This window comes from Paenibacillus sp. A3M_27_13 (genome assembly GCF_024213315.1).
GTDB lineage: Bacteria > Bacillota > Bacilli > Paenibacillales > Paenibacillaceae > Paenibacillus > Paenibacillus polymyxa_B.
In genome coordinates this window covers 200,036-222,318 of sequence record NZ_JANAVE010000002.1, presented here as the reverse complement: position 1 = coordinate 222,318, position 22,283 = coordinate 200,036, and the positions used below count along the sequence as shown (strand labels likewise).

Annotated in this window: 7 protein-coding genes; all 7 read right to left on the bottom strand. The window is 49.0% G+C overall.

What is annotated here, in order from left to right; translation table 11 throughout:
* Window positions 1-15 precede the first annotated feature (15 nt).
* The 7 genes from NLX82_RS07575 to NLX82_RS07545 all read right to left on the bottom strand — a co-directional run bounded on the left by NLX82_RS07575 (window position 16) and on the right by NLX82_RS07545 (window position 22,277).
* The gene (locus NLX82_RS07575; RefSeq protein ID WP_254347699.1) at window positions 16-4,935 is read right to left on the bottom strand and encodes a condensation domain-containing protein; all 4,920 of its coding nucleotides are present in this window, start codon (window positions 4,933-4,935) and stop codon (window positions 16-18) included.
* Entirely contained in the window at window positions 4,932-12,545 is a 7,614-nt protein-coding gene (locus NLX82_RS07570) for an amino acid adenylation domain-containing protein (RefSeq protein WP_254347698.1), read from the bottom strand. Before NLX82_RS07570 ends, NLX82_RS07575 begins: the two co-directional genes overlap by 4 nt.
* A gap of 83 nt (window positions 12,546-12,628) precedes the next feature.
* Window positions 12,629-13,777, bottom strand: a complete 1,149-nt coding sequence (locus NLX82_RS07565; protein WP_028543130.1) for an archaeosine biosynthesis radical SAM protein RaSEA — start codon at window positions 13,775-13,777, stop codon at window positions 12,629-12,631.
* A gap of 2 nt (window positions 13,778-13,779) precedes the next feature.
* Window positions 13,780-15,186 carry a condensation domain-containing protein gene (locus tag NLX82_RS07560; protein WP_254347697.1) on the bottom strand — a complete coding sequence of 469 codons (1,407 nt, stop codon included), beginning with the start codon at window positions 15,184-15,186 and terminating at the stop codon, window positions 13,780-13,782.
* Between the two features lie 13 nt (window positions 15,187-15,199).
* Window positions 15,200-16,231, bottom strand: coding sequence for a class I SAM-dependent methyltransferase (locus NLX82_RS07555; protein WP_069081230.1), 1,032 nt, complete (start codon window positions 16,229-16,231; stop codon window positions 15,200-15,202).
* Complete coding sequence (gene uvrA, locus NLX82_RS07550; protein ID WP_254347696.1) at window positions 16,228-19,143, bottom strand: excinuclease ABC subunit UvrA; 2,916 nt, start codon at window positions 19,141-19,143, stop codon at window positions 16,228-16,230. The genes NLX82_RS07555 and uvrA overlap by 4 nt, the downstream gene beginning before the upstream one ends.
* Window positions 19,144-19,181: 38 nt before the next feature.
* Window positions 19,182-22,277, bottom strand: coding sequence for a cyclic peptide export ABC transporter (locus tag NLX82_RS07545; RefSeq protein ID WP_254347695.1), 3,096 nt, complete (start codon window positions 22,275-22,277; stop codon window positions 19,182-19,184).
* Window positions 22,278-22,283 lie beyond the last annotated feature (6 nt).

The window sequence follows — 22,283 nt, the reverse complement described above, 5'->3', positions numbered from 1 at the left end:
TGAATGAACCGCACGTTAATGGGATACCTTAGACAGATTGGACACACTACTAGCAATGGTCTTGATTATTTTGTGATACCTTTCCAGCATAGAGTGGACATAGGAAGATTCCAGCAAAGCGGTATTCCACCTCAGGGAACAGGTCAGTCCGGTTGTTGATTTCACGACTGACAGTTGCAGTGCTGCTGGCTCTGAGGGGTATACACGCAATCCCACTTCCCCTCCCTCGGGTAAAGATCTCGTTCCATCCTCTGTGCAAAAGACGACGTTATAACGTGATGAACCCTCCCTCCCGCTCTTCAACTCATTAGGGTCCAGCAGCAAATGAAACGGATATAAAACAGCTTGAAGCGCAGCTTGATGTTTGTCCTTCACTTTTTCTAGCAAAGGATTAAACGACGAAAGCCCCTCCATCGAAACTCTGACTGGCACAGGATGCTGGATACATAAAGGTACTCCGCTGCCCTGAACTGGATGTCCTTCGGGATGCATGACATAGATCAAAAGCTCCTCCGCATGCGTTAATTGCCGCAGCAGCAGGAAATAACAGGCGAATAGAACGTCCGTAACAGAACCTTCATGACTGGAGGCAAAAGCTTTTAGAGCTTCAGTCTCCTCTGTGGCGAGAGGCACTTCAATAGAAGTCCACTCGGGTGTTACAAAAGCTTCTTCCCCGCGTTTGAACGGCAATCCGATCGGAGGAAGCGGCTTTTGCAGTGCCTCAGTCCAATACGCCTTTTGAGGCTCCAAATATCCTTCCTGCAGCAACCGTTGTTGCCAATAAGTAAAATCAATCTGCGAGATGGACTGAAATATGTGGTCTGTATCCACTGCCGAATCCGTAACAGCAGCGGAATAGCGAATAAACAGTTGTTCCAGCCAACCTTTCAGATCGAGGCACTCCGTTAGTAATGGATGAACAGCGACGATCAATTGGCATCGTTCGTTGCTGTCACAACCCAAGCGTATCCGGTACAGCGGACCTTGTCGTAACTCGAACGGGTTTTGATACTCCACAGCCACACGGTGTTCCGCCCAAGAAGCTGCATCCCCCTCTATTACATCTGTGAATTTGTAATCCAACGGAAGATACGCCTGCACCTGCTGAGTCGGCCCAGCTGTCTCTTCCCTGAAGGTTGTTCTGAGCGTGCTGTGTTCGGCTTGCAGTTCTTCCAGCACTCTGACAAATAACGTCTGATCCACCTTGCCTTTCCACACTGCATGAACGATCACATGAGGAGTTGATCCTCGATGTCGCCATATCTGCTTTTGGTAAAAAGACAAAGGGTGCTGCTCAGCCTCCGGTGCCGGGCAGATCGCAGGAAGCGCAAAAGTAGAGTCCTTTCCCTGCCGTTTCTGTTTCATCTTCTCCGCTTCCTCAGATGAAAAAATCCGGTACTCCGCTAAAGCTTGCTCAGGCTGGTCCACAATCTGGTCGATCAGGCTGAGCAAATGTCCTGCCAGCGCAGTGATCGTCTGTTCATGAAACAAACAGGAATAATACTCAAAGGTACATTTCAGTTCCCCTTGCATTCCCTGAAAAATGTCGAGCTTTAAATCCATGGTTGAACTGTGCTTGGCCCAGTCCAACATGTTCAGCTTCAAATCTCCCATCGTAAATTGGGTTCTCTGCATCCCCTGATTATGTAAAATAAGCATGGTGTCAAAAATAGGGTTGCGTGAAAGATCGCGCTTCTGATCCAGATGCTCCACCATTTTTTCAAATGGATAATCCTGATGATCATACGCGGCTATGGTGCGATGAGCCACCTCCTTTAAGAAGTCCGTAAAGCGCCGCTCACCCGCTGGAGTATTACGAATAGGCAAGTAGTTGGTAAAAAGTCCTATCGTATGCTCTACACCCGCATAACGTCTGCCAGCAATGAGGGAGCCTACAATGACATCCTCCTGCCCTGTGTATTGATAAAGCAGCACATTGTATACAGCAAGAAGCGTCATATACAGCGTAGCGCCATGCTCCTGTCCCATCGCTCGCAAGCGTTCAGCGACCACTTTGTCAATCGTGAACGAGTACACCCCCCCTTCAAAAGTCATCACAGGCGGCCGGGGATAGTCACTGGGCATTTTCAGAACAGGCAATCCTGACTCCAGTCCTTCCGTTAACGTCCTCAGCCAAAATTGCTCCTGTTGCAGCATCTGCTCACTTTGCAGAAAAGCATTTTGCCATACCGCATAGTCCTTATATTGGATACGCAGCGGCGGCAGGTTCTGCCCGGCATAAAGACTGGTAAATTCCCGAATGAGGATCTCCATGGAAACGCCATCCGAAACAATATGATGCATATCAAACATCAGCAAATGCTTGTCCTCTTCATCACATTCCTCCGTTAATGGCAGCAAGCGTACCCGAAGTAAAGGAGCCTCTCCCAGGGAAAACGGCTGGACAAATTCCTCCATCAGCTTTTGTACATCTGCTCCCTTTGGAGCCACACCCAGCGATATAGCAAGCTCAGCCTGCGGAAGAACACTTTGCACAATTTCATCCTCCGCAACATCAAACACCGTCCGAAAGGATTCATGGCGACGAATGATCGCAGCAAAAGCAGCTTTAAAGCGTTCCACATCCAAGCGTCCCGTGATCGTAGCCGCTCCGGGCATGTTGTAACTCAAATTGCCTTCTGCCAGCTGCTTCAAAATAAACTGACGGCGCTGCGCATTGGATACGGGATAAAATGCTTGTGGAGACACAGGTTCAATGGACTGGTAATCCGATTTTTTTTCACCTGAAATAAGCTGGGCAAGCTCACGAATGCAGGGATGCCCAAACAAATCAACCAATGTAATTCGTGTATGGAATACCTGGCTTATGGCAGTAATCAGATCTGTTGCCAACAGAGAGTCCCCGCCAAGTTCGAAGAAATCCGCATCCACAGACAGCTCGTCAATGCCTAAAATTCGGCCCCAGATACGTGCCAACCTGTCTTCTGTTTCCGTCGGAACATATCCGTCACCAAAGGAAACGCGTGCTTCGCTATAAGCTGACACCTGTTCATCGCGGTTGCTGCTTCTACGTTGGATCGGCGGCTCCACCCAATATCGTTGCTTCTCCCAAGCGTATGCAGGCAAGGGTACTTTGACACACCCACCTACCGGATAATCCTCCGCCCAGCGCCTGTTCTCCCCGGCAACATATCGCCGGGCAATCATCGGGGCATCATCTGTATCCAGCGCCATTTCTACCAGGGACTCGCTGCACATGGAACAGAAAATCCCCTGCTGCTCCAGCCCTGTTCCATCCTGACGAACCAAAGCATCATAAGCCTGTTTGAGCTTTGTCCAAAGGCTGCGTCGATCCGTGACCGGAATCGCCAGCCGATAAGCATGATGCTCTCTGCCCGTATTCAGGACGTAACAGATATTTTCCAAAGGCGGAATATCGTCATTCTCCAAAAAATCAATATATCGGGCAGTCAATCTTCGCAGTGAATCCTCACTGTATGCCGAAAGGGTAAATACACGCTCCCCACCGCAGGGTAGATCGGAGGACGAAGAAAGGGAGGGCCTGCTTCCCTGATAATCCTCCAGTACCACGTGACAATTTGTACCGCTTAATCCCCATGAACTGATACCTGCCCTCAGCGGAATTCCATCCTCACTTCGCCATTCGGTTAGCTTCGTATGGATATAGACCGGAGAACTATGCAAGTTCATCAACGGATTAGGATAAGCAAAATGCAGGGTGGGTGGAAGCTGCTTATGCTGTAAAGCCATGATCATTTTGATTAATCCTGCCATGCCTGAAGCGGAATCAAGATGACCGATATTGCTTTTGACCGAGCCGATACCGCAAAATTGTCTGTTTTGCGTATACCTGCGAAAGGCATTCGTAATCCCCTTAATTTCAATCGGATCTCCAATTTTGGTCCCCGTTCCATGGGCCTCGAGGTAAGAGATCGTGGAAGGGTCAATGCCCGCACGCCTCCACGCCTCTACAATCACTTCTTCCTGAGCTCGGGCATTCGGGGAGGCCAATCCGTTGGAGGCACCATCCTGATTGATGGCACTTGCTTTAATCACGGAGTAAATATAATCGTGATCCCTCTCGGCTTGCTCCAGTGGCTTGATCAGAACAACACCACAACCTTCGCCCCATCCCGTACCGTCGGCATCCGCGTCGAAGCTGCGTGATTGTCCTTGCGGAGAAGTAATCCCAAGCCCGCCAGGCTCCATCCTGGTGGGTAACGCACCAATGGCTACTCCACCCACCAAAGCCATGCTGCAATCTCCAGCGCGTAATCCCTCACATGCAAGATGCAAAGCAACCAGGGAAGACGAACAGGCGGTGGCTACACTCAATGCAGGACCGGACAGATTCAGCGCATAAGCGAGACGGCTTGCGATAACTGGCGGGAAATTCCCGACAAAGGCGGTGGACGACTCGCTTTCGATCAGCTCCTTGTATCGCGCTTCACTATAGCCGACATATACCCCCACTCGTGAGCCACGAATGCGTTCACCACCATACCCTGCGTCCTCAATGGCCTCATAACCGGTTTCCATGAACATACGCTGCTGCGGGTCCATGTATTTGGCTTCACCCGGAAGAATATTAAAAAATGCCGCGTCAAACGTATCAACTTCCTCCAAATAGCCTGCCGGCATATATGGCCCTTGATTCTCCTCATCCAAAAAGGGACGAATCTGCTCCAAACGTGAGCTAGGAAACGTTCGTATCCCATTCAAACCGTTGACCAGATTACTCCAATATTGTTCCTTGTTATCTGCTTGCGGGAACCGTCCGGCTACGCCGATGATGGCTATATCCCTGTTGCGGTTTATTCCATCGTGGGCTGCAGACGATGAAGCAGTTTTGAGCCGAACCTGATATTGCTTGATCAGAGAATACGCATGCTCTTCGGATAATTCCTGTTTGGCTACAAGCTGCAAAATGGCTTCAACAAACGTATCCCTCATATGCTTTCATATCCTTTCATAGCTTCATCCACTGAAATAGCGTCCTCCTTTACACGCTTGATCAGGCTTCGTAAATCCTCGTCCGCGCCGGAAACTTCGACCTGTAAGTGCGGTGCTACGTCCGTCACTTCTCTCGTGCTGGCGGCATGCCTGTTTTCCATAAATTGCGCCAGCTGTGCAACTGTACCGTACGAGAACAAATCCCCAGCCTCCACTTCGGGATCAATCCGTTCATTCAGAAGACTCAGCACTTTCAAAATAAGCAAGGAATCCCCGCCGATTTCAAAAAAATGTTGACCTACATCAATTTCCTCGTATCCCAGCACCTCTGCCCATATTTGAGCGATCTGCTGTTCCAGCTCTGTGTAAGGCTCTGTTGTTTTCCCTTTCAGACTGACCTTCACATCTGTCACCAAACGGTTAGGCTCGACAGATGGCAGAGCTCCTGCTTCCTTGGTGGATTTAGCTACAGCTCGGCGTCGACTCGTCAACATATCCGGCGCAAGCTGAATTTTCATCATCGGCGCCCATTCACGCAGCTTCTGTGTATCAAACTTGCCGATGGCCACCTGATCCAGCGGATAAGACAAGCTCATGCGGAAAGCAGCCAGCGCATCTGATACAGGCATATAGTCCATGCACCCTGGTCCAGTGAGTCCCTCCCACGCATACCAGTTGATCGCAAGCGTCGTTTGCCCCTGCATGTTACGCTGTGCGCTGAAGGCATCCATAAACGCATTGGCAGCCGCATAATCTCCACCGCCAGCTCCGCCCCATAGCGAGGCTACCGAGGAGTACAGAACAAAGAAATCTGTCTCTTGTTCCGCCAGAAGCTTATCCAATACCAGCGTTCCGTGAATTTTGGGGCGAAGCACCTTGCGAAAATCACCCAAATTCTGAATCTCCAGCGGACGACTGGTGTCGCCGCTAGCTGCCGCACAATGAACAACTCCCTTAACGGGGCCATAACGAGCTTGTACATCGTCAAAAATGTGTTGCATCTGCCTATAATCAGCCACATCTCCCGCGTAATAATGCACCTTTGAGCCGTGTTTTTCCATGTCTGCAAAGGCCGAAAGCTTACGGTAAATTACGGTATCAGCCTTCCTTTGCACCGGATCATTTATGATGTGTGACCATTGCGATTTTTCCGGCAGCTCCGTTCGGTTCAGGATGACTAGATGGATCGGAGCTTGCTCGGATAAATACCGGCTAACCTCCAGTCCTAATCCCCCTGCGCCTCCAGTCACGATATATACGGCACCCGGACGAACGGTGATGGAACGCCGGGGTGGAATACCCGGATGATTCCGATTATCTGGAGTGCTTACCGTATCCGATTCGAGACGAGACATACCTTGGATGTAACGCTCCTGACGGATGACAACGAATGAATCCGTTTTGTTTTCTTGCAGCTCGGTCATGATCAGATCCGCCACTTGCTCGTTGGTGTGGTGGAGCGTTTCGACATCCAGTCCGAAGCATTGCAATTGTGGATGCTCCTGAGAAATAACTTTGACCAAACCGTGAATCGCCGCTTTTTCAGGTGATACTTGTTGCTCGTCCGATATCCGCTGGGTAAAGTTCGAAACCACCCGCAAGTCCAGCGTTTCATGCAGACCCTGATGAAGTAATGCTTTAGTCAGAAAATAAAGACTATAGACACCTGACTCCAAACCTGCATCCACTGTTTCAATGTTCACTTGGGTTGACGGGGTGGCTGTGCAGGTCCAGAGATGAACGATACCGTTCAAGCGCTGATTACGTTGTCCCAGTTCATTCATGAGTTGAATATAATCTGCTTCTACACCCGGCTGGATGGTGTACTGATGATCGTTCCGTTTTTCAAACCTTTGCCCAGCCTCTACAGTCACCACAGGATGACCGGAGCGCCTCATGCGTTGCACCAGTTCCTCACCAATCCCCAGTTTGTCTTTGAAGATTAGCCAGTTTCCTTGAGCCAACACGCCTTCTCTTGTCTTCTTCAGTTCTTTTTTAATCCACCGAACACGGTACATTAAATCTTCAACCCTGCTCACTTGTTCTTGCTCGCTCATTCGACCGATAATCAGCGCGGTTTCGGCCTCGGCACGGTTTGGCAAATGCATAGGAAAGGTTCGTACCTCCGTGAATCGCTCCTCCTTCAACAACTGCCCCCATGTTTCCGTCGTAACCAGCGGAGAATCCTTTCGTATGTCCTGATCCTCGAACAGCCACCATCCCTCCGTCATTCCCCAGACGAGATTTTCCGCAGGCTCGTTCTGCACTTTTTCGATCATAAACAGGGCTCCACCAGGAGCAAGCACCTTTTTCAACTGGGACAAGGCCGTCCGCAAACAGCTCGTGGCATGAACTACATTCAGGCCAATAATGATATCAAACTGTTCTGGCACAAAGCCTTGTGCCACAGGATCTTCTTCAATATTAAAAGTCTGATATCGAACAAACGGGTAAGCTGCAAACTGCTTTTGCGCTTCCAAAATGATGCCCCGGCCCAAATCGGTGTAGCAATACTCGACTTGACGATTTGCTATGGCTGGGAAAAGAACCTTGCCCACCGTTCCCGACCCAGCCCCAACTTCCAGAATGCGGAGCCGTTTTCCCGCTTGCGCTAAAATATGCTGCTTTAATGCGTCCAGCGCCATCGTCTCACACAGATCGCCCAGCGTACGTCCCTGATTGGCAAAGCCCGCCAGGAATTGCGATGTACCATCGGGAAACAGCACACTCAGGGGTGACCTTTTCCCGGTCAGCACAGCCGGATAGGCGTCCAGACAATACTTCAACACCTTGAATGTTCCCGCAAATGCCGGATATTGTTCCACGTATTGGGTGTATAAGGCCGACAGATCGGGAGCTGACCCTTCAAGGGTTAGCGTGATATTATCACCGTCAATACAGATGTAACCCTGTTCTTCTACGAAACGCAGCATGAACCGAAATAGACGATGATATGTGGAAGTAATCCCTATCGTATGCAACATTTCTGGCTCTTTATATACTTTTCCGGGTTCCGTGAGCGTCCCCCATTGTCTAAATAATCCGATAATAAGCTGGGCCGCAAATTCATCAACCGCCTTTTTATAGCCCTGTACTACCGCAAAGCCGCTCTCTTCCAATAACCGTTCACCAAATTGGAAAACCGCCTCGGTAGCCTGCCAGAAGTCAAGAGCTTTCTCCTGCGTGTCAGGGGTCAATTCCGCACTGTTTCGTACATGCGGTGGTTGCTGAACTTTGGGTTCAACCCAGTAGCGCTTCTCTTCAAACGGGTAGCCTGGAAGAGGGACTCGCACCCGATTTTGCCCGTGATAATAGTCCTCCCATTTCAGATCCCTTCCTTGCATATACGCCTTTGCCATATGCTCCAGCGATTCCGCAGGCTGTACCCTATACGGCTCAGGGCTGTTCCCTGTTTTTGCTGTCGTATTTACGTATATTCGTTCGCGATCCGGTAATGCCGAAGCTGCATCATGATCGCTCTGCTCCACGAACAGCATGAGCTTACGCCGTAATTCTTCCTGCGAGCCGACGACGGTAGCCAAACGGCAGGCGTCGTTTCCACGGCTGATATTGGTACAGTAACAAATGTCTGCCAAAGCTTCGTTGGTATTTCCCAGATAAGCTGCAAACCTGTCGGCATAAGCGTAGAGCGCTTGTTCAGTCCGGGCTGACAAGGTGAATACATATTCCTCGCCCAGAGAATGAACTTCTCTTTGAATCGCATATTCCTCCAGCACAACATGGCAGTTCGTTCCGCTCAAGCCAAAGGAGCTTACCCCCGCACGACGAATTCCGCAGTCTGGCGTCCATTCCTGAAGTGACCGAGCAACATAAACCGGAGAATTTGCAAAATCAATATGTGGGTTAGGCACTTTAAAATGAAGGGATGCCGGAATCTGACGCTTGGTGATGGCCAGCACTGCTTTTATAAACCCGGCAATCCCTGCCGCTGAATCCAGATGCCCGATATTGCTTTTGACGGAGCCTACCGCACAGAACTGCTTACGATCTGTGTACCGTCCAAAAGCCCGTGTAATGCCCTCCATTTCAATAGGATCACCTAGCTTGGTGCCTGTCCCGTGCGTTTCGATATAAGAAACCGTCTGCGGATCAATCTCCGCACGCTTCCAGGCCTCTTCAATCACTTCAGCCTGCGCTGCCGCATTGGGAGCTGTGATCCCGTTGGAGCGACCATCCGAGTTAGCTGCGCTTCCTTTGATTACTGCGTAAATATAATCACCATCAGCCACCGCCTGCTCCAGTGACTTCAGTACAACAGCGCCAACCCCTTCGCCACCGCCTGTACCATCTGCCGATGCGTCGTACGCCTTCGTCTTTCCATCAGGTGAGGCGATTCCCATATTGAAGAGATTTTCATCCACCATCGACAAATACAGATTGACACCACCAGCCACGGCCATTTCACAACCGCCGGACGTTATCTCCTGTACCGCATGATGTACGGCGATGAGTGAAGAGGAACAGGCTGTATCAATAACCTCCGCCGGGCCTGTCCAATTGAAGGCATAAGCAATCCGTCCGGCAATCACAGCCTGCAAATTCCCCGGAATTGCGGAAGGCTCTACCTGTTGCATAAGGTCCATATATTGCGGTGTGCCTGTCCCTACGAACACTCCTGTCTTCGAGCCGTACACCTCTTTTTCCGAGTAACCCGCATTCACCATCGCTTCCCATACAACCTGCAACAGCAGACGCTGCTGCGGGTCCATCATCCGTGCTTCATTAGGGGATATTTGAAAAAATGATGCATCAAAGCCATCAATTCGATCCAGATATGCCCCTTGTGGCAACGATTTTGACTGCCCGACTACATCATCTGAACCCTGAGCAATATCCTGTAACCGATGGGCCGGAATGTCGCGGACGGCATCCACCTCGCGACACAGATTGTCCCAGAAGTCATCGCAATTGTCCGCCATAGGGAAACGGCAAGCCATGCCAATCACAGCAACATCACCGTTTCGCCCCTTGCTTCCAAGCTCAGGTCTGTGGGTATGTAGTCGTTTTGTTTCCGTTTTGCGAAGGGCTTCGGTAGGTTGCTCTACACCGCCGAACTGAATGATTTTAGCCTGCATGGCGATCGTATGATGTGTAAAGAGCTGCGGAATCGTCAGCTGAACTTTCAGCAGATGGTGGATTCTGCTTTGCAGTCGCACGATAGACAACGAATTTCCACCTGCTTCAAAAAAACTTTCCTCCACACTAACGACAGGTACGACCAGCAGCTTCTTCCAGATCTCCGCCAGCTGTTCTTCCAGCTCATTACGTGGTGCCACATATGCACGGGTTTCGGTAATTCCAATCTGGTGCAGAGGCAACGCTTTTTTATCCACCTTGCCGTTCACTGTGACGGGCATGGACTCCAAGCAGACGATATGAGCCGGGACCATATAGCCCGGTACATGCTGCTTCAAGTACGACTGGACATCGCTCGTTCCGACCGGAGATTCTTGCCTGGCTCCCGATTTTTTCAAGGTATAAAAGGCAGCAAGATCCTCGGTTCGTTCCTCTGATCCATGCGGAATGACCACGGCTTCTTTGATGGACGGATGACTTCTGAGAACAGACTCAATCTCCCCCAGCTCCACACGCATCCCCCGGATCTTAACCTGATCATCGGACCTGCCGACAAACTCCAGATTGCCGTCAGACAGCCATCTCACCAGATCGCCTGTTTTATACATCCGTTCTGTTTCGGTACCAAACGGATTCGGCACAAAGCGTTCTGCCGTCAAGCGTGGATTGTATAAGTATCCGCGCGCCAGTCCAGCGCCAGCGATGAACAGCTCTCCAGTAGCTCCGAAGGGCAGCAAGCGTTGCTGTGGATCCAGAACGTATACCTGATAATTCAGCAGAGGCTTACCTATGGGTAATGTTGCTCGCTGCTCTACAGGCAGACATTCATACAGAGTTGTATTAATAGCCGCTTCCGTCGGGCCGTAAATGTTGAGCAGCTTGTCTATGTTCAGCTTATCGCGTAATTGCTGTACCAGCTCGCCGCTGCAAACCTCACCTGCCACCATGATAAAAGCAAAGTGATGTTCGATATCTGTCACCTGTTCCAACAGCACTTCCATCAGTGAAGGTACGGTATTCAACACGTTAATCCGTTCCTTCCGTACCAGTCCCCAAAAGGCGCTTGGATCGGTTTTGGCTTCTTTTGGAATCAGATACAGTGTCCCGCCTGTAGCTAACGGTAAAAAAATCTGCTGCACAGAGGGATCGAATGTGAACGGAGCCATCAAAACATGTCTCAACTGTTCATGGAAGTCATAGCTGCGTTTCAGTCCAGCCAATTGATTGACAATATGACGATGCTCTATCACCACCCCTTTAGGCGCTCCCGTCGAGCCTGATGTGTATATGACATACGCTGTATGATCAGGTCTACCCTCAAACGGTAGATTGGACGGCTCCCCCGCATATAATGCAGGATTGGATAGATCGAGCACTGTTCCTTGAAAAGCATGGGTATCCACATGCTGTGGAGGTGAGATCAACAACTCCATCCGACTATCCGTTAAAAGCTGCTGTACCCGCTCTACTGGAAACGTCGGATCTATCGGACAATACGCCGCTCCAGCCTTTAATACCGCTAAGATGGCAATGATGACCTCCGTCGTCGGCTCAGCCATGATGCCCACGATATCATCCGATCCCACTCCGTGACGTTGTAAAGTATGGGCCAACTGATTTGCCTTCGCATTTAGCTCTCTATAGCTAATGCGATACCCTGCCTCGACCACAGCAGCTTGTTCAGGCGTTGTCATCACCTGTTCTTCGAACAATTGATGCAGCAAGGTCACACCCGGCAGCTCTACAGCCGTCTGATTTAATCCATGTACCAGAAGCTCTCGTTGCTGTGGAGCCAGCATATTTGCCCCATCATCCTCCAGAGAGACCGCCGATTTCTCAGGCCATTGAGCCAGAACATACAGCAAATTTACAGCAAAGGATTGGACTAGCGACAACGAATACACCTCAGGCCGATAAACCAGTTGCAGCATTCGGCCTTCTTCGTTTGGTACAAGCTTGATCATCAGATCAAACCGATCCAGGTCCTCAGTCACCGTTTGTAATCCCTCATCCACACATGCCATTTGCCACAGTTCTTGCAGTTCTCTCCCGTGAACGGATGTCCATTTGTTATAGAGAAGGGGCACAGAAACATCCTGATGATTCATCGTTCGAGAAAACTCGGCCTTCATGTCTTCGTTAAGCTCACGCCAGGTTCGGCTTCCCTGAACCCGCGGCTTGAGAAAAAGCACATTTCCCCGCTTGGGTTCGGACTGTATAAGCGTCGTCGTGCCGATACAAATATCCTCTGACTGCGAATAGCGATAGACCAGCCCTGACAGCGCCGTCAGGAACAAAATAAAACGTCCCAACTCCGAGCCCTTCGACATTTGATCCAATTGACGAATCGTTTCCCTGGGAATAACCATTTCGAGCGTTTCCTTGCGAGCCTCCGGCTGATGGTTAGACTTGCTTCTGCTTGCAGGCAGTAACTCCCTCGGCAGGTCTTGAGACCATTTTTCCATCCAATATTCTTCAATGATCCGGCCTTTCAAATGTGTACTTTTGTCCATACACACTCCCCTCTCTGTCAACCGTTCCAGGCCTTCATGAGCTGACGAATCTACCATATCTTCCAGTTGATAATCTCAATGAATCACTTAATTAATTCACTATTCAAAATGCTCAGTCTTTCCTCAAAAGGAGGATGCACGTGATTCAGTTCCTTCTTCCATTCAGCCTTGCAGCTGCAATCCAGATGGTCCAGAACGCTCGGATCAAGAGTGTGATTATACTCCTTCAACGCCTCCATTACTCGATCACTGCAATGCGGACAATTGTAAGGCACCCCGACAGGAGAAGGATAGAATTGGAACAAACCGACGATGATCTTGCCCAAATGCGCCGTCCGTTTTACCACCTCAACGATGCTCCAGAGCCATGCCGGTTTATAGGCGCCCTGGTCACTTAAATATTGCACCAGTGTATAATCCTGTACGGTACAGCTTTCCAGTGAAACGGTCGTCGTACCGAGCTCAAAAGCATGCTCAATCGTTTGTACGGCATGTTCGATAGCCTCTTGTTCCGTAATAAAGGGCGGCTTCAGCAACACATAGCTACGTAAATTCAGCTCCTGGGTCACCAAGCGGGCGGCCTTATCAAATTGCTTTAAGGAAAAGCCTTTGTTTATGCATACATACCGCAAAAAGTCGTCAATCATTTCGAGCCCCATGGCGACTTCCACATGCTTATCCGGTAAAAGGCGCTTAATTTCCGCCATATTTTCTTTCGTTACAAATTCGGGTCTGGTTTCGATGACCAGCATTTTGATCTCAGGCTTTTCTCCAACCATGCGTATGATTTCCCACAGCGCTTCAGCCGGAACTTCATTGTCGTTGAGAATGGAGCCGTTATTATATAGATTGAGTAAAGGATATTTGCTAAAATCAATCCGCTTAAATTCCTCACTAAATTGCTCCAAATAATAATGGGCAGAGAGAGGGCCGTCTTTACGTGTTTGCTTGGCCAAATGACCGCACATGGTGCAGCCATTTCCGTTTTTCAGGGCCCACTCACATCCGTTAGACATTAAATACATGACTGCGCGTTGATAGTTTTTTCCCTGAAAGTTTTCCTCACGAATATCCGTTTCTGTCGCTACTTTGTCCAAATGATACTGTTCATCTGGAATTTTAGCGTGAATCTCCTTCATTAGATTGGCGATGAGTCGGTAATAGTGGGCGGTTTCTTTCGTGGTCATCCATTGATAGGAATCCATTTGTTCCCAAGCTTTCGGCTTCTTCATCTTCATACACTCCTTTTCAAAGTATCCGGGCTATAGTCAAATTCAATCGCCCAAACCTCTTCCAGTCTCTTTTCCATCTCCGTCAAGGAGTGAATATTCTGAATGGCACAATCTCTTTCTGTAACGATCAGCCTGAGTAAAGCGATATAACGTTCACATAACAGTTCAATCGCGGACGGATCATATTTTGAGGGCTGATACATGATTTGGATGGCTGTTTGCTCCATTTGATGAATGCTCACCAGAAGTGAATAATCCGTAAAGCTATGGCCAGAAAAGGATTCCAAGATCAATTCACTCTGTCGATTGATCTCCAGCGGATAATTTTCAATCACAAGCAACGTATCAAAAAGACGCTCTGTGCTTCTGAAATTGCCGTAAGACTGTATATCCACAAGCGGTGTTGTTTCGTAGGGCTGTCTCGCTACGCTGGCTTGCTGAATATCGAGCAAGGCTTGTTGCAGCGTATCTCCATTGCCTGACTGTAACCGTACAGGAACCGTGTTCATCAAAAGCCCCACTACCCGTTCAATTCCAGGCAGGCTGCTGGAGCGGCCAGATACCGTCGTGCCGAAAAGCACATCCTGACGTCTGCTAACCTTTTGCAGCAGAATACCCCAGGCCGCTGTAAAAAGGGTACCTACTGTCACGGATTCTTCCTTCGCGACAGCTTCAAGCCCCCTCACCAGCTCCGATTGCAAAACATACGATTCGCAAGCCGTATCGCTTATTTCCGAGCCAGAAATTGTATCGGGTAAACACAGGGGCTGAACCTCATATCCAGTCAGGTAAGCTTGCCAAAATACCTTGCTTCCGCTTCTATCCTGCATCCCAAGCCATTTCACGTACTCTCGAAAACGCGGCTTGGCTAATCGTTCTGGCTCCCGGCCTGCACGCAGCGCATCATATGCCCGGATAAACTCACCCAGCACAATGCCATTACTCCAGCCATCCATCACAATATGGTGGTTGCTGACCATCATGATATGACGATCATGCGCCAGCCTAAACACCGTAATCCGCAGTAGGGGGCCCTCGGACAGGTCAAATCCTACAGCACGGTCTGCCTCGCGCAGCTCCTGTAGTACCGTCTCTTGCTCCACATCTTCCATTCCTGTGAGGTCATGGAAAGTGAAAGATAGGACGCGTCCTTTCAGGACAATCTGAACCGGGTTCTGGATCTTTTCCCAGCGGAATACGCTTCTCAGCACTTCATGCTGTTGAATCGTCCATTTCCACGCCTCACAGCAGACAGATAGATCAAGCTGACCCTGCAGCGTATAGCTGTATTGCTCAAAGTAAGCTCCTGTATCCTTGTCCCGTAAATAGTGGTAGAGCATTCCTTCCTGCATGGGAGTCAAACCAATGACATCCTCCACACGTGTTTTGTTCAATGGACGGTGGCTCATGGTTGTCTCCCCCTTACAATTGAATGATAGTGCCAATCCCATACGCGAACAGTCCCTCTTGCGGGTGACGAATAAACGGCTCTCGACAGCCCGTTGGGTCTACAAATTCCTCAAAGGAGGGATAACTTTGTTTCACTTCATCCCAGAAAACGCCAACATCATAACCTCTTCCCCACGTTTCAGGCCGCATGCTGATATCATGAAAAGCAATCATGCCGCCCGGTGCCACCAGCTCTTGATACATACGAAAATCCGAACTCACTCCACCGTAGGAATGATCACCATCGATAAACAGAAGATCAATCTGCCGTTCTCCTAGAACCTTTTTCAAGTCCTGTTTGGTGGAGCAGTGAAATGAACGGTCTCGAATAAAAGAAAACTGCTGCCCCGTGCTGCCAAAGCTGGAATAGAGCTGCACCTCACTGTCATCCTGACCCCCTCCATACGGTCCACCCGGATAATCAATACTGACGAGCAACGCGTCCGGATCGGCCAGTTGACTCAGGCAATAAAATACACCGCCGCTGGCTGTCCCGATCTCAACGACTGTTTTAGGCTTTTGGCTCTTCACGACCTCCAGAAAACGACGCAGCTCATAGGGATTCTGAATGGCTGGAAAAACAGGTACATGCTCGGCGACACGCTCCAAAATAGCTCTTAACCGGATAGATTGCGGACTGGTCACGTCTTCTTGAAGATTTTCCGGGGAAAGCAGTTCGAATAACTCGGGCACGATGACCTTAGCCAAGAGTCCTTCCACATCAGGTTCATCTTCTCCGTCCAGTAGCCATGCTTCCGGTAACCGTGGAAGCTTGTCCTCTGGGTTTTCGCCTTTTTCAATGGCTGCTTTGAGAAGATTCGCCTGTTCCCGTGTTAGCTTCACATACCCAGGCTTCCATGCATGAATGAGTATAAAATCCCCCTTTACCTTGATGTGATCCAAGCCAAACTTGTGCACCCATGGCAGATCGTTGTATCGCTTTTGCAGATAATAATTTAGGGGGCCTGTCGGGAGAATGCGTAAATGTTCCAATCTGTTGCTCATGCTCTCACCTCGTTCTCGTCGTAATCCATTCCTAAGTTACGTAAAAAAGATCCGGTATGGGAGTGCTCACAGGTCGCAACCTGCTCAGGCGTTCCAGCTGCCACTAGCTGTCCACCTCGGGTGCCCCCTTCAGGGCCAAGATCTATCACATAATCTGCTGTTTTGATCAAATGCAGGTTATGTTCAATGATGAGTACGGTGTTGCCCTCATCCACGAGCTGTTGAAGGATAGTTAGCAGTCGCTGAATATCGTCGGGATGCAAGCCTGTGGTCGGTTCATCCAAAATGTACAACAGGCTGCGCCCTTTTTTTAACTGACTTAGCTCCTCTACCAGCTTAATACGCTGGGCTTCCCCGCCAGATAATGTCGTGGCAGACTGACCCAGCTTCATATAACCAAGACCCAATTCGTTCATTAGCTTCAACTTGCCGTAAATATCCGGTTGGTCAGCGAAGAAAACAGCAGCTTCTTCAATGCTCATCTCCAATACATCCGCGATATTCTTCTCGTGATATGTAATTGCCAGTATATCCTCGCTGTAGCGTCTGCCCCGGCACGTTTCGCAAACCATTTCAACGTCAGACATAAACTGCATTTCAGTGACGATCACCCCGAGTCCTGAACAAACTTCACAGCGTCCACCCGGTGAATTGAAGCTAAAATGTGCACTCTTTCGTTGGAGTTGCTTAGCTATTTCTGTCCTGGCAAACAGCTTTCGAATGGCGTCAAACACCCCCACATAAGTAGCCGGAGTGGATCGCGATGTCCGTCCAATTGGCTTCTGATCGATACAGATCACCTGATCAATCGACGCTTCTCCTTTCAGCTCTACATCGTGCTTCAGATATGCAGATTTACCCTCCAGGCGAGAACGTAATTTCTCATATATAACGTTATGAACTAGCGTGGTTTTCCCTGATCCAGAGACCCCTGTAACACAAACCAAACAACCCAGTGGAATTCGTATATTCAGGTTCTGTAGATTGTTCTCCCTGGCTCCCAGCACCTCAAGATATTTCCCGTCACGCGCCTTTCTTCGTTGGGTGGGAACAGGAATACCTTGCTTGCCACTCAAATATTGTCCTGTCAAAGACTTCGAATTGCTCATGACTTCTTCCACCGTACCCTGTGCTACAATTTCACCACCGAGCAATCCTGCGCCAGGTCCAATATCAACAAGATAATCCGCTTGGGCCATAATCTCCTCATCATGTTCGACGACCAAGATGGTATTTCCCAAATCCCGTAGTCTGTGAAGCATAGCTATCATTTTCCCGGTATCCTTCGGGTGTAATCCAACACTAGGTTCATCCAAAATGTAGATCATGCCCATCAGCCCAGAGCTTAATTGGGTCGTCAAGCGTACGCGCTGTGATTCACCACCCGAGAGCAGGGTCACCGGACGGTTCAGATTTAAATAGTCCAGTCCCATATCCAGCAGCAGCGTCAAACGAGTCTTGATTTCCTGTAAAATGGGCTGGGCCACAGCCGCAAGACTCTCGAAAACTTGAGGTGCCATTCGCAGTAGTTCATCACAGCCTGCATACAGCTCAACCAACGGCATGTTCGAAAAATCGCGGATCGTTTTGTCCCCCACACGATATAGCAGTCGTTCTGCCTTCAAACGTGCTCCTCCGCAGCTCGGACATACTTGTTCCCTCATCACTTCCTTGTCTTCCGCTTTCATGGCGCTCATTTCATCCTTGGCATTAGCGTTAAAGCGCTCATAAATAAGATTCACAATACCTGCAAATCTTTCGTGCATCAGCTTGCCACCTGTAGCAGGATTCTCAATTGCAATCTTTTCCCCTTGAGTACCGTATAGCACAGCGTATAACGCCTCATCTGGCAGATCCTTTACCGCCGTGCTCAGTTCAAAATGATATCGGGTCGCTAGTCCCTCCAAAATTTTTCGATTTTTATGAAATTTCTCTTGCTCACATTGCCAGCCAAGTAGCTGAATCGCTCCTTCAGCTAGACTTTTGGATCGATCAGGAATCACACGTTCCAGATCTACTTCATAATGAGTGCCCAGTCCTGTACAAGTCGGACAAGCACCCAAAGGACTATTCGACGAGAAAGCCCCTGCCGAAATTTCACTCGCCACCATACCACAACAGGAGCAACCGAAATTTGGATTCCATACGAATCGTTTATCAACCATAGGTCGAATTTGAATCCAGCCATCTCCTAAGTCCAGTGCTTTATCCACCATAGCTTGAATATCTTTGCGTTGCTCCACGGAAGCTGAAATCGTAATTCTGCCAACCAGTACCTCCAGCTGACTGTCTCCTTTTCCTAGACGTACTGCCTGTGGAGACATACTGGAAAACAAAACCTCAGCTTGCTCTACATCCAGCATTTTTTGATTCCAGCTTAATTGGGTGTAGCCTTTTTTTTGTATTTCCTTCAGCAACGCGACAGGCCCTTCATGTGGCATGGAAAGGATTGGCGCATAGATTTCTATTGAAGTGTCGGGTGAGCATTGGAGTACCTGCTCCGTGATTTTTTTCCTTGTCTGCACAGGCAGTGCTTCCTGACAGTAGGGACAAACCGCCCGACTTGTTCGTGAAAACAACAACCGGACAAAAGAGGAGATTTCGGTCAATGTACCCACGGTTGACCTCGGGTTGCGCGACACCGTCTTTTGCTCCATCGCGATTGCCGGAGACAACCCTTCGATCAAGTCCACATCCGCCTCTTCCGTTTTTCGCAAGCCCATTCGTTCATATGCGGACAGCGACTCCATTAAGCGTCGTCGCCCTTCCGCATATAGTGTATTGAAGACAAGCGATGATTTACCCGAGCCGCTAACTCCCGTGAAAACAACCAGTTGATCTCGCGGAATCCGCAAGGAGATATTTTTCAGGTTGTGCTGTCTTGCACCTTTGACAACAATGTAGTTTTGCATGCTAAGCCCACACTTTTTCATGAATTTTAATGGATTGGTTATGAGCCACTGACTTCAGCACTCAGCACCTCCAGCTCCTTCATCTGCCCCATTTCCATCTTCAGCAGTCGGTCTGCGGTATGGAAATAATGGTCATCATGCGTAATGGCGAAAATAATTTTACCCGCCGCCTTCATTTCAGGCAGAAGTGTATGGTAAAAGAACTTGCGGAATTCCGGATCTTGATCGGCAGCCCATTCGTCAAACAAATATACGGGTCGATCCTCCAGATAACAGATCAAAAGCGCAAGCCGCTTTCGTTGTCCACCTGATAGCTTGAGCGTACTGAAATATCCATCCTTGACCCTTACTTTTTCCTCCAGTCCCAGTTTTTTCAGATAACGCTCAATGTCGGACTGCTTTTCCTTATAATCAATGTCGTACAAGCGCTCAAACAGATGAAAATCAGAGAAGACGGTGGAAAAATACTCGCCCGACGTGCGGGCATCAATGACTTCTCCATTGATCGTGATGTATCCCGTTTGTGGAGGATAGAGGGCAGTCATTAATTTAGCAAGCGTCGTTTTACCACTGCCGTTGCCGCCTGTGATGAAAATGGTCTGTCCTTTAGCCGCTTCCAGTGTAATAGGTCCGACCAGAAAGCTGGACTCTCCAGTCACGTTGCTGTACTCGAAGCTAAGATTATGAAAACCAATTCGTTCCACAGCCACTTCTTCATCCACCAAACTCGCAGTATCATACACTTCTCCGCTGTCATCAGTCGGCATTTCCGCAATAAAGGCTTTAATTCTTCGCCAGGAGGTCCGAATCTGGAACAGCTCCGGCACAGCCTGCAACAATCCGTTGATGGGTCCGATCAAGTAGAGGAACACGACAACAAATTGAATTAATGTGTAATCCTTAATGTTCGGGAAAATCGTCGGGAACACAAAGGTAACTACACCTAAAATTAAAATCAGCAGCGTCTCGCCCAGCACCAGTGCATTGGTAAATTTAATGCGGGACACGGAGCGTTTTTGACGATACTGTTCACAGCTATCCTGAATATCGCTGCTAAACTCCGTCTTTTTGCGTCCATGCATACTAAGCTCTTTAAAGCCCTTGAGCATGTGGTCGATGAACCCCAAATACACGTTTTGGGTATCCCTCGCCTCTTCCCAATAGCGGTTAGCCGTACCGCTGACGATGCTATAAAATGCGGCAATCACCGCAATGACAACAAGGGAAAGTATCGTGCCCCAAAATGAAATCGTACCGAGATAAACAAAGCAGCAGATGACTGTCAGTAGACTGGTCGCGAACCCCACCGCCACATTGGCCGAGAAGCCCACCATCTCTGTATCATTATTTAAAGTGGCTAAAATTTTGCCATTGTCCATGCGTTCTAATTTGTCATAAGAGCTGTGTAGCACACGTTGAATCAGTTCCATTCGTTTTCGATAAATCATGTTGTAGGTAATCTTCACTAATTTGGTTTCAATCAGCTTGCGACCGAAAATATAAACCGCCAGCGCTAATCCGAAATAATACAGCAGATATTTGAGCGGTATTTCGCTGCCAATTGAGAAATTGACGATAAAAATGACAAAGGCATTCGCCGCCCCGCTTAGCAAGCTCATCATTACCAGTAAAGGAAGCGAGCGTTTATTTTCGTCTGTGTTCGGAAAAAGCGTACCCAACACCAGGTAGCCAAAGCTCAAGAGCAATCCCAGCCCCAAGGCTGCAATCGCAAACGGAAAGCTAAACGGAGACCAGACAATCGCGGTTGTCCATGAAACGCCCTGCATGGCAGTAGGAACCAAATAAACTCCATACAAAAACGGTGTACTGCAAAGTAAAAATAGCAGCCATGTGAGCAGCTTTTTTGGATTCAAAGGCTTCAAAACACGTTGTTTGCGGATGATATCTCGTACCACCGTAATCAACAGGACCCCTACCGCCAGCACATAACATGCCAGCATGATCGTAATAACGGACCACGCATTGTCTGTTTTCTGATCTGGCTCATACGGAGACACAGGCTGACGATCTCGTAAAATGTCCATAAGACCATGCCCGGTGATATACGTTAACGTGGTACCGTTGTTTGCCATAATCCCTACAGCCAGCTGATCCTGAGGGCGAAAAACCATATAAGCAGAAAAATTCGGATTTAATCCAGCCTTGGACACCTCTCCGTTTCCACTTTGGTAGTCAGCCCAGCCCATAGCATAAGACGACATATCAAACTTGCTGGGGGTAACGGTGCGGTCAGGCGCATGAGTTTCCATAATTAATGGAGTCATGGGAGATTTCAGGCTGCCCAACTGATATTTGAGCCAAGTGGCGAGGTCATTTCCGTCCATCATGATATAACCAGCGGGACGGTTTCCTCTAAAGACAGGGGATTGATATTCACGTGCTTGAAAAAAGCCGTTCTTGTAGCCTGTTGCCATCGTGGGTGCGGCTTCTGTGGGATAAAGAGTAGTTTTATTCAGACCTAAAGGCTGAAAAATATGGGTCTTCATATAATCTTCGTAAGGTTGCCCTGTGACCTTTTGAATGACAGCCCCCACGATTGCGTAGTTAATGGTGGCATATTCAAAGCGTTCGCCAGGACGATTATGTAATTCCAGGCCATTCACATTTCGTACAACCTGTTCCAGTGAATCGGGACGGTTGGAGATCGGGATGTCGGTAATTGTGTACCATGGAATGCCACTGGAGTGATGTAACAGCTGCCGCAGTGTAATCTTGACATTTTGGTGCTTATACTTGGCTTGAAACCATGGAAAAAACTTTGAAACGGGATCATCCAGCTTCAACAACCCCTGCTGCTGTAGTTGCAGCACGGCAAGTGCTGTAAATCCTTTGGAGCAAGAGGCAATTTCAAAGCTTGTCTCGGGTGTTACAGGAACCTGCTTGTCCACATTGGCGTACCCAAAACTTTTGAGATAGGCCGTTTCCTTTCCACGAACCACAATAACTGTCATTCCAGGGATATGACCTTCCTGCATCTTCTCATGAATAAATGCTTCCAAACGCTGAGTGGTGTTTGCATCCAATCCTGCTGCGGCCTCCGCACGACTGGGCGGAATACATGTAGCCACTAAAGCGAAAATCAGGATAACCGCTGCCATTTTTCTCATGATCATCTTTTT

Bases quoted from the DNA above. Each gene is read 5' to 3' on its own strand.
- NLX82_RS07575 (WP_254347699.1), bottom strand. From the start codon at position 4,935: ATGAGGGATACGTTTGTTGAAGCCATTTTGCAGCTTGTAGCCAAACAG.
- NLX82_RS07570 (WP_254347698.1), bottom strand. From the start codon at position 12,545: ATGGACAAAAGTACACATTTGAAAGGCCGGATCATTGAAGAATATTGG.
- NLX82_RS07565 (WP_028543130.1), bottom strand. From the start codon at position 13,777: ATGAAGAAGCCGAAAGCTTGGGAACAAATGGATTCCTATCAATGGATG.
- NLX82_RS07560 (WP_254347697.1), bottom strand. From the start codon at position 15,186: ATGAGCCACCGTCCATTGAACAAAACACGTGTGGAGGATGTCATTGGT.
- NLX82_RS07555 (WP_069081230.1), bottom strand. From the start codon at position 16,231: ATGAGCAACAGATTGGAACATTTACGCATTCTCCCGACAGGCCCCCTA.
- uvrA (WP_254347696.1), bottom strand. From the start codon at position 19,143: ATGCAAAACTACATTGTTGTCAAAGGTGCAAGACAGCACAACCTGAAA.
- NLX82_RS07545 (WP_254347695.1), bottom strand. From the start codon at position 22,277: ATGATCATGAGAAAAATGGCAGCGGTTATCCTGATTTTCGCTTTAGTG.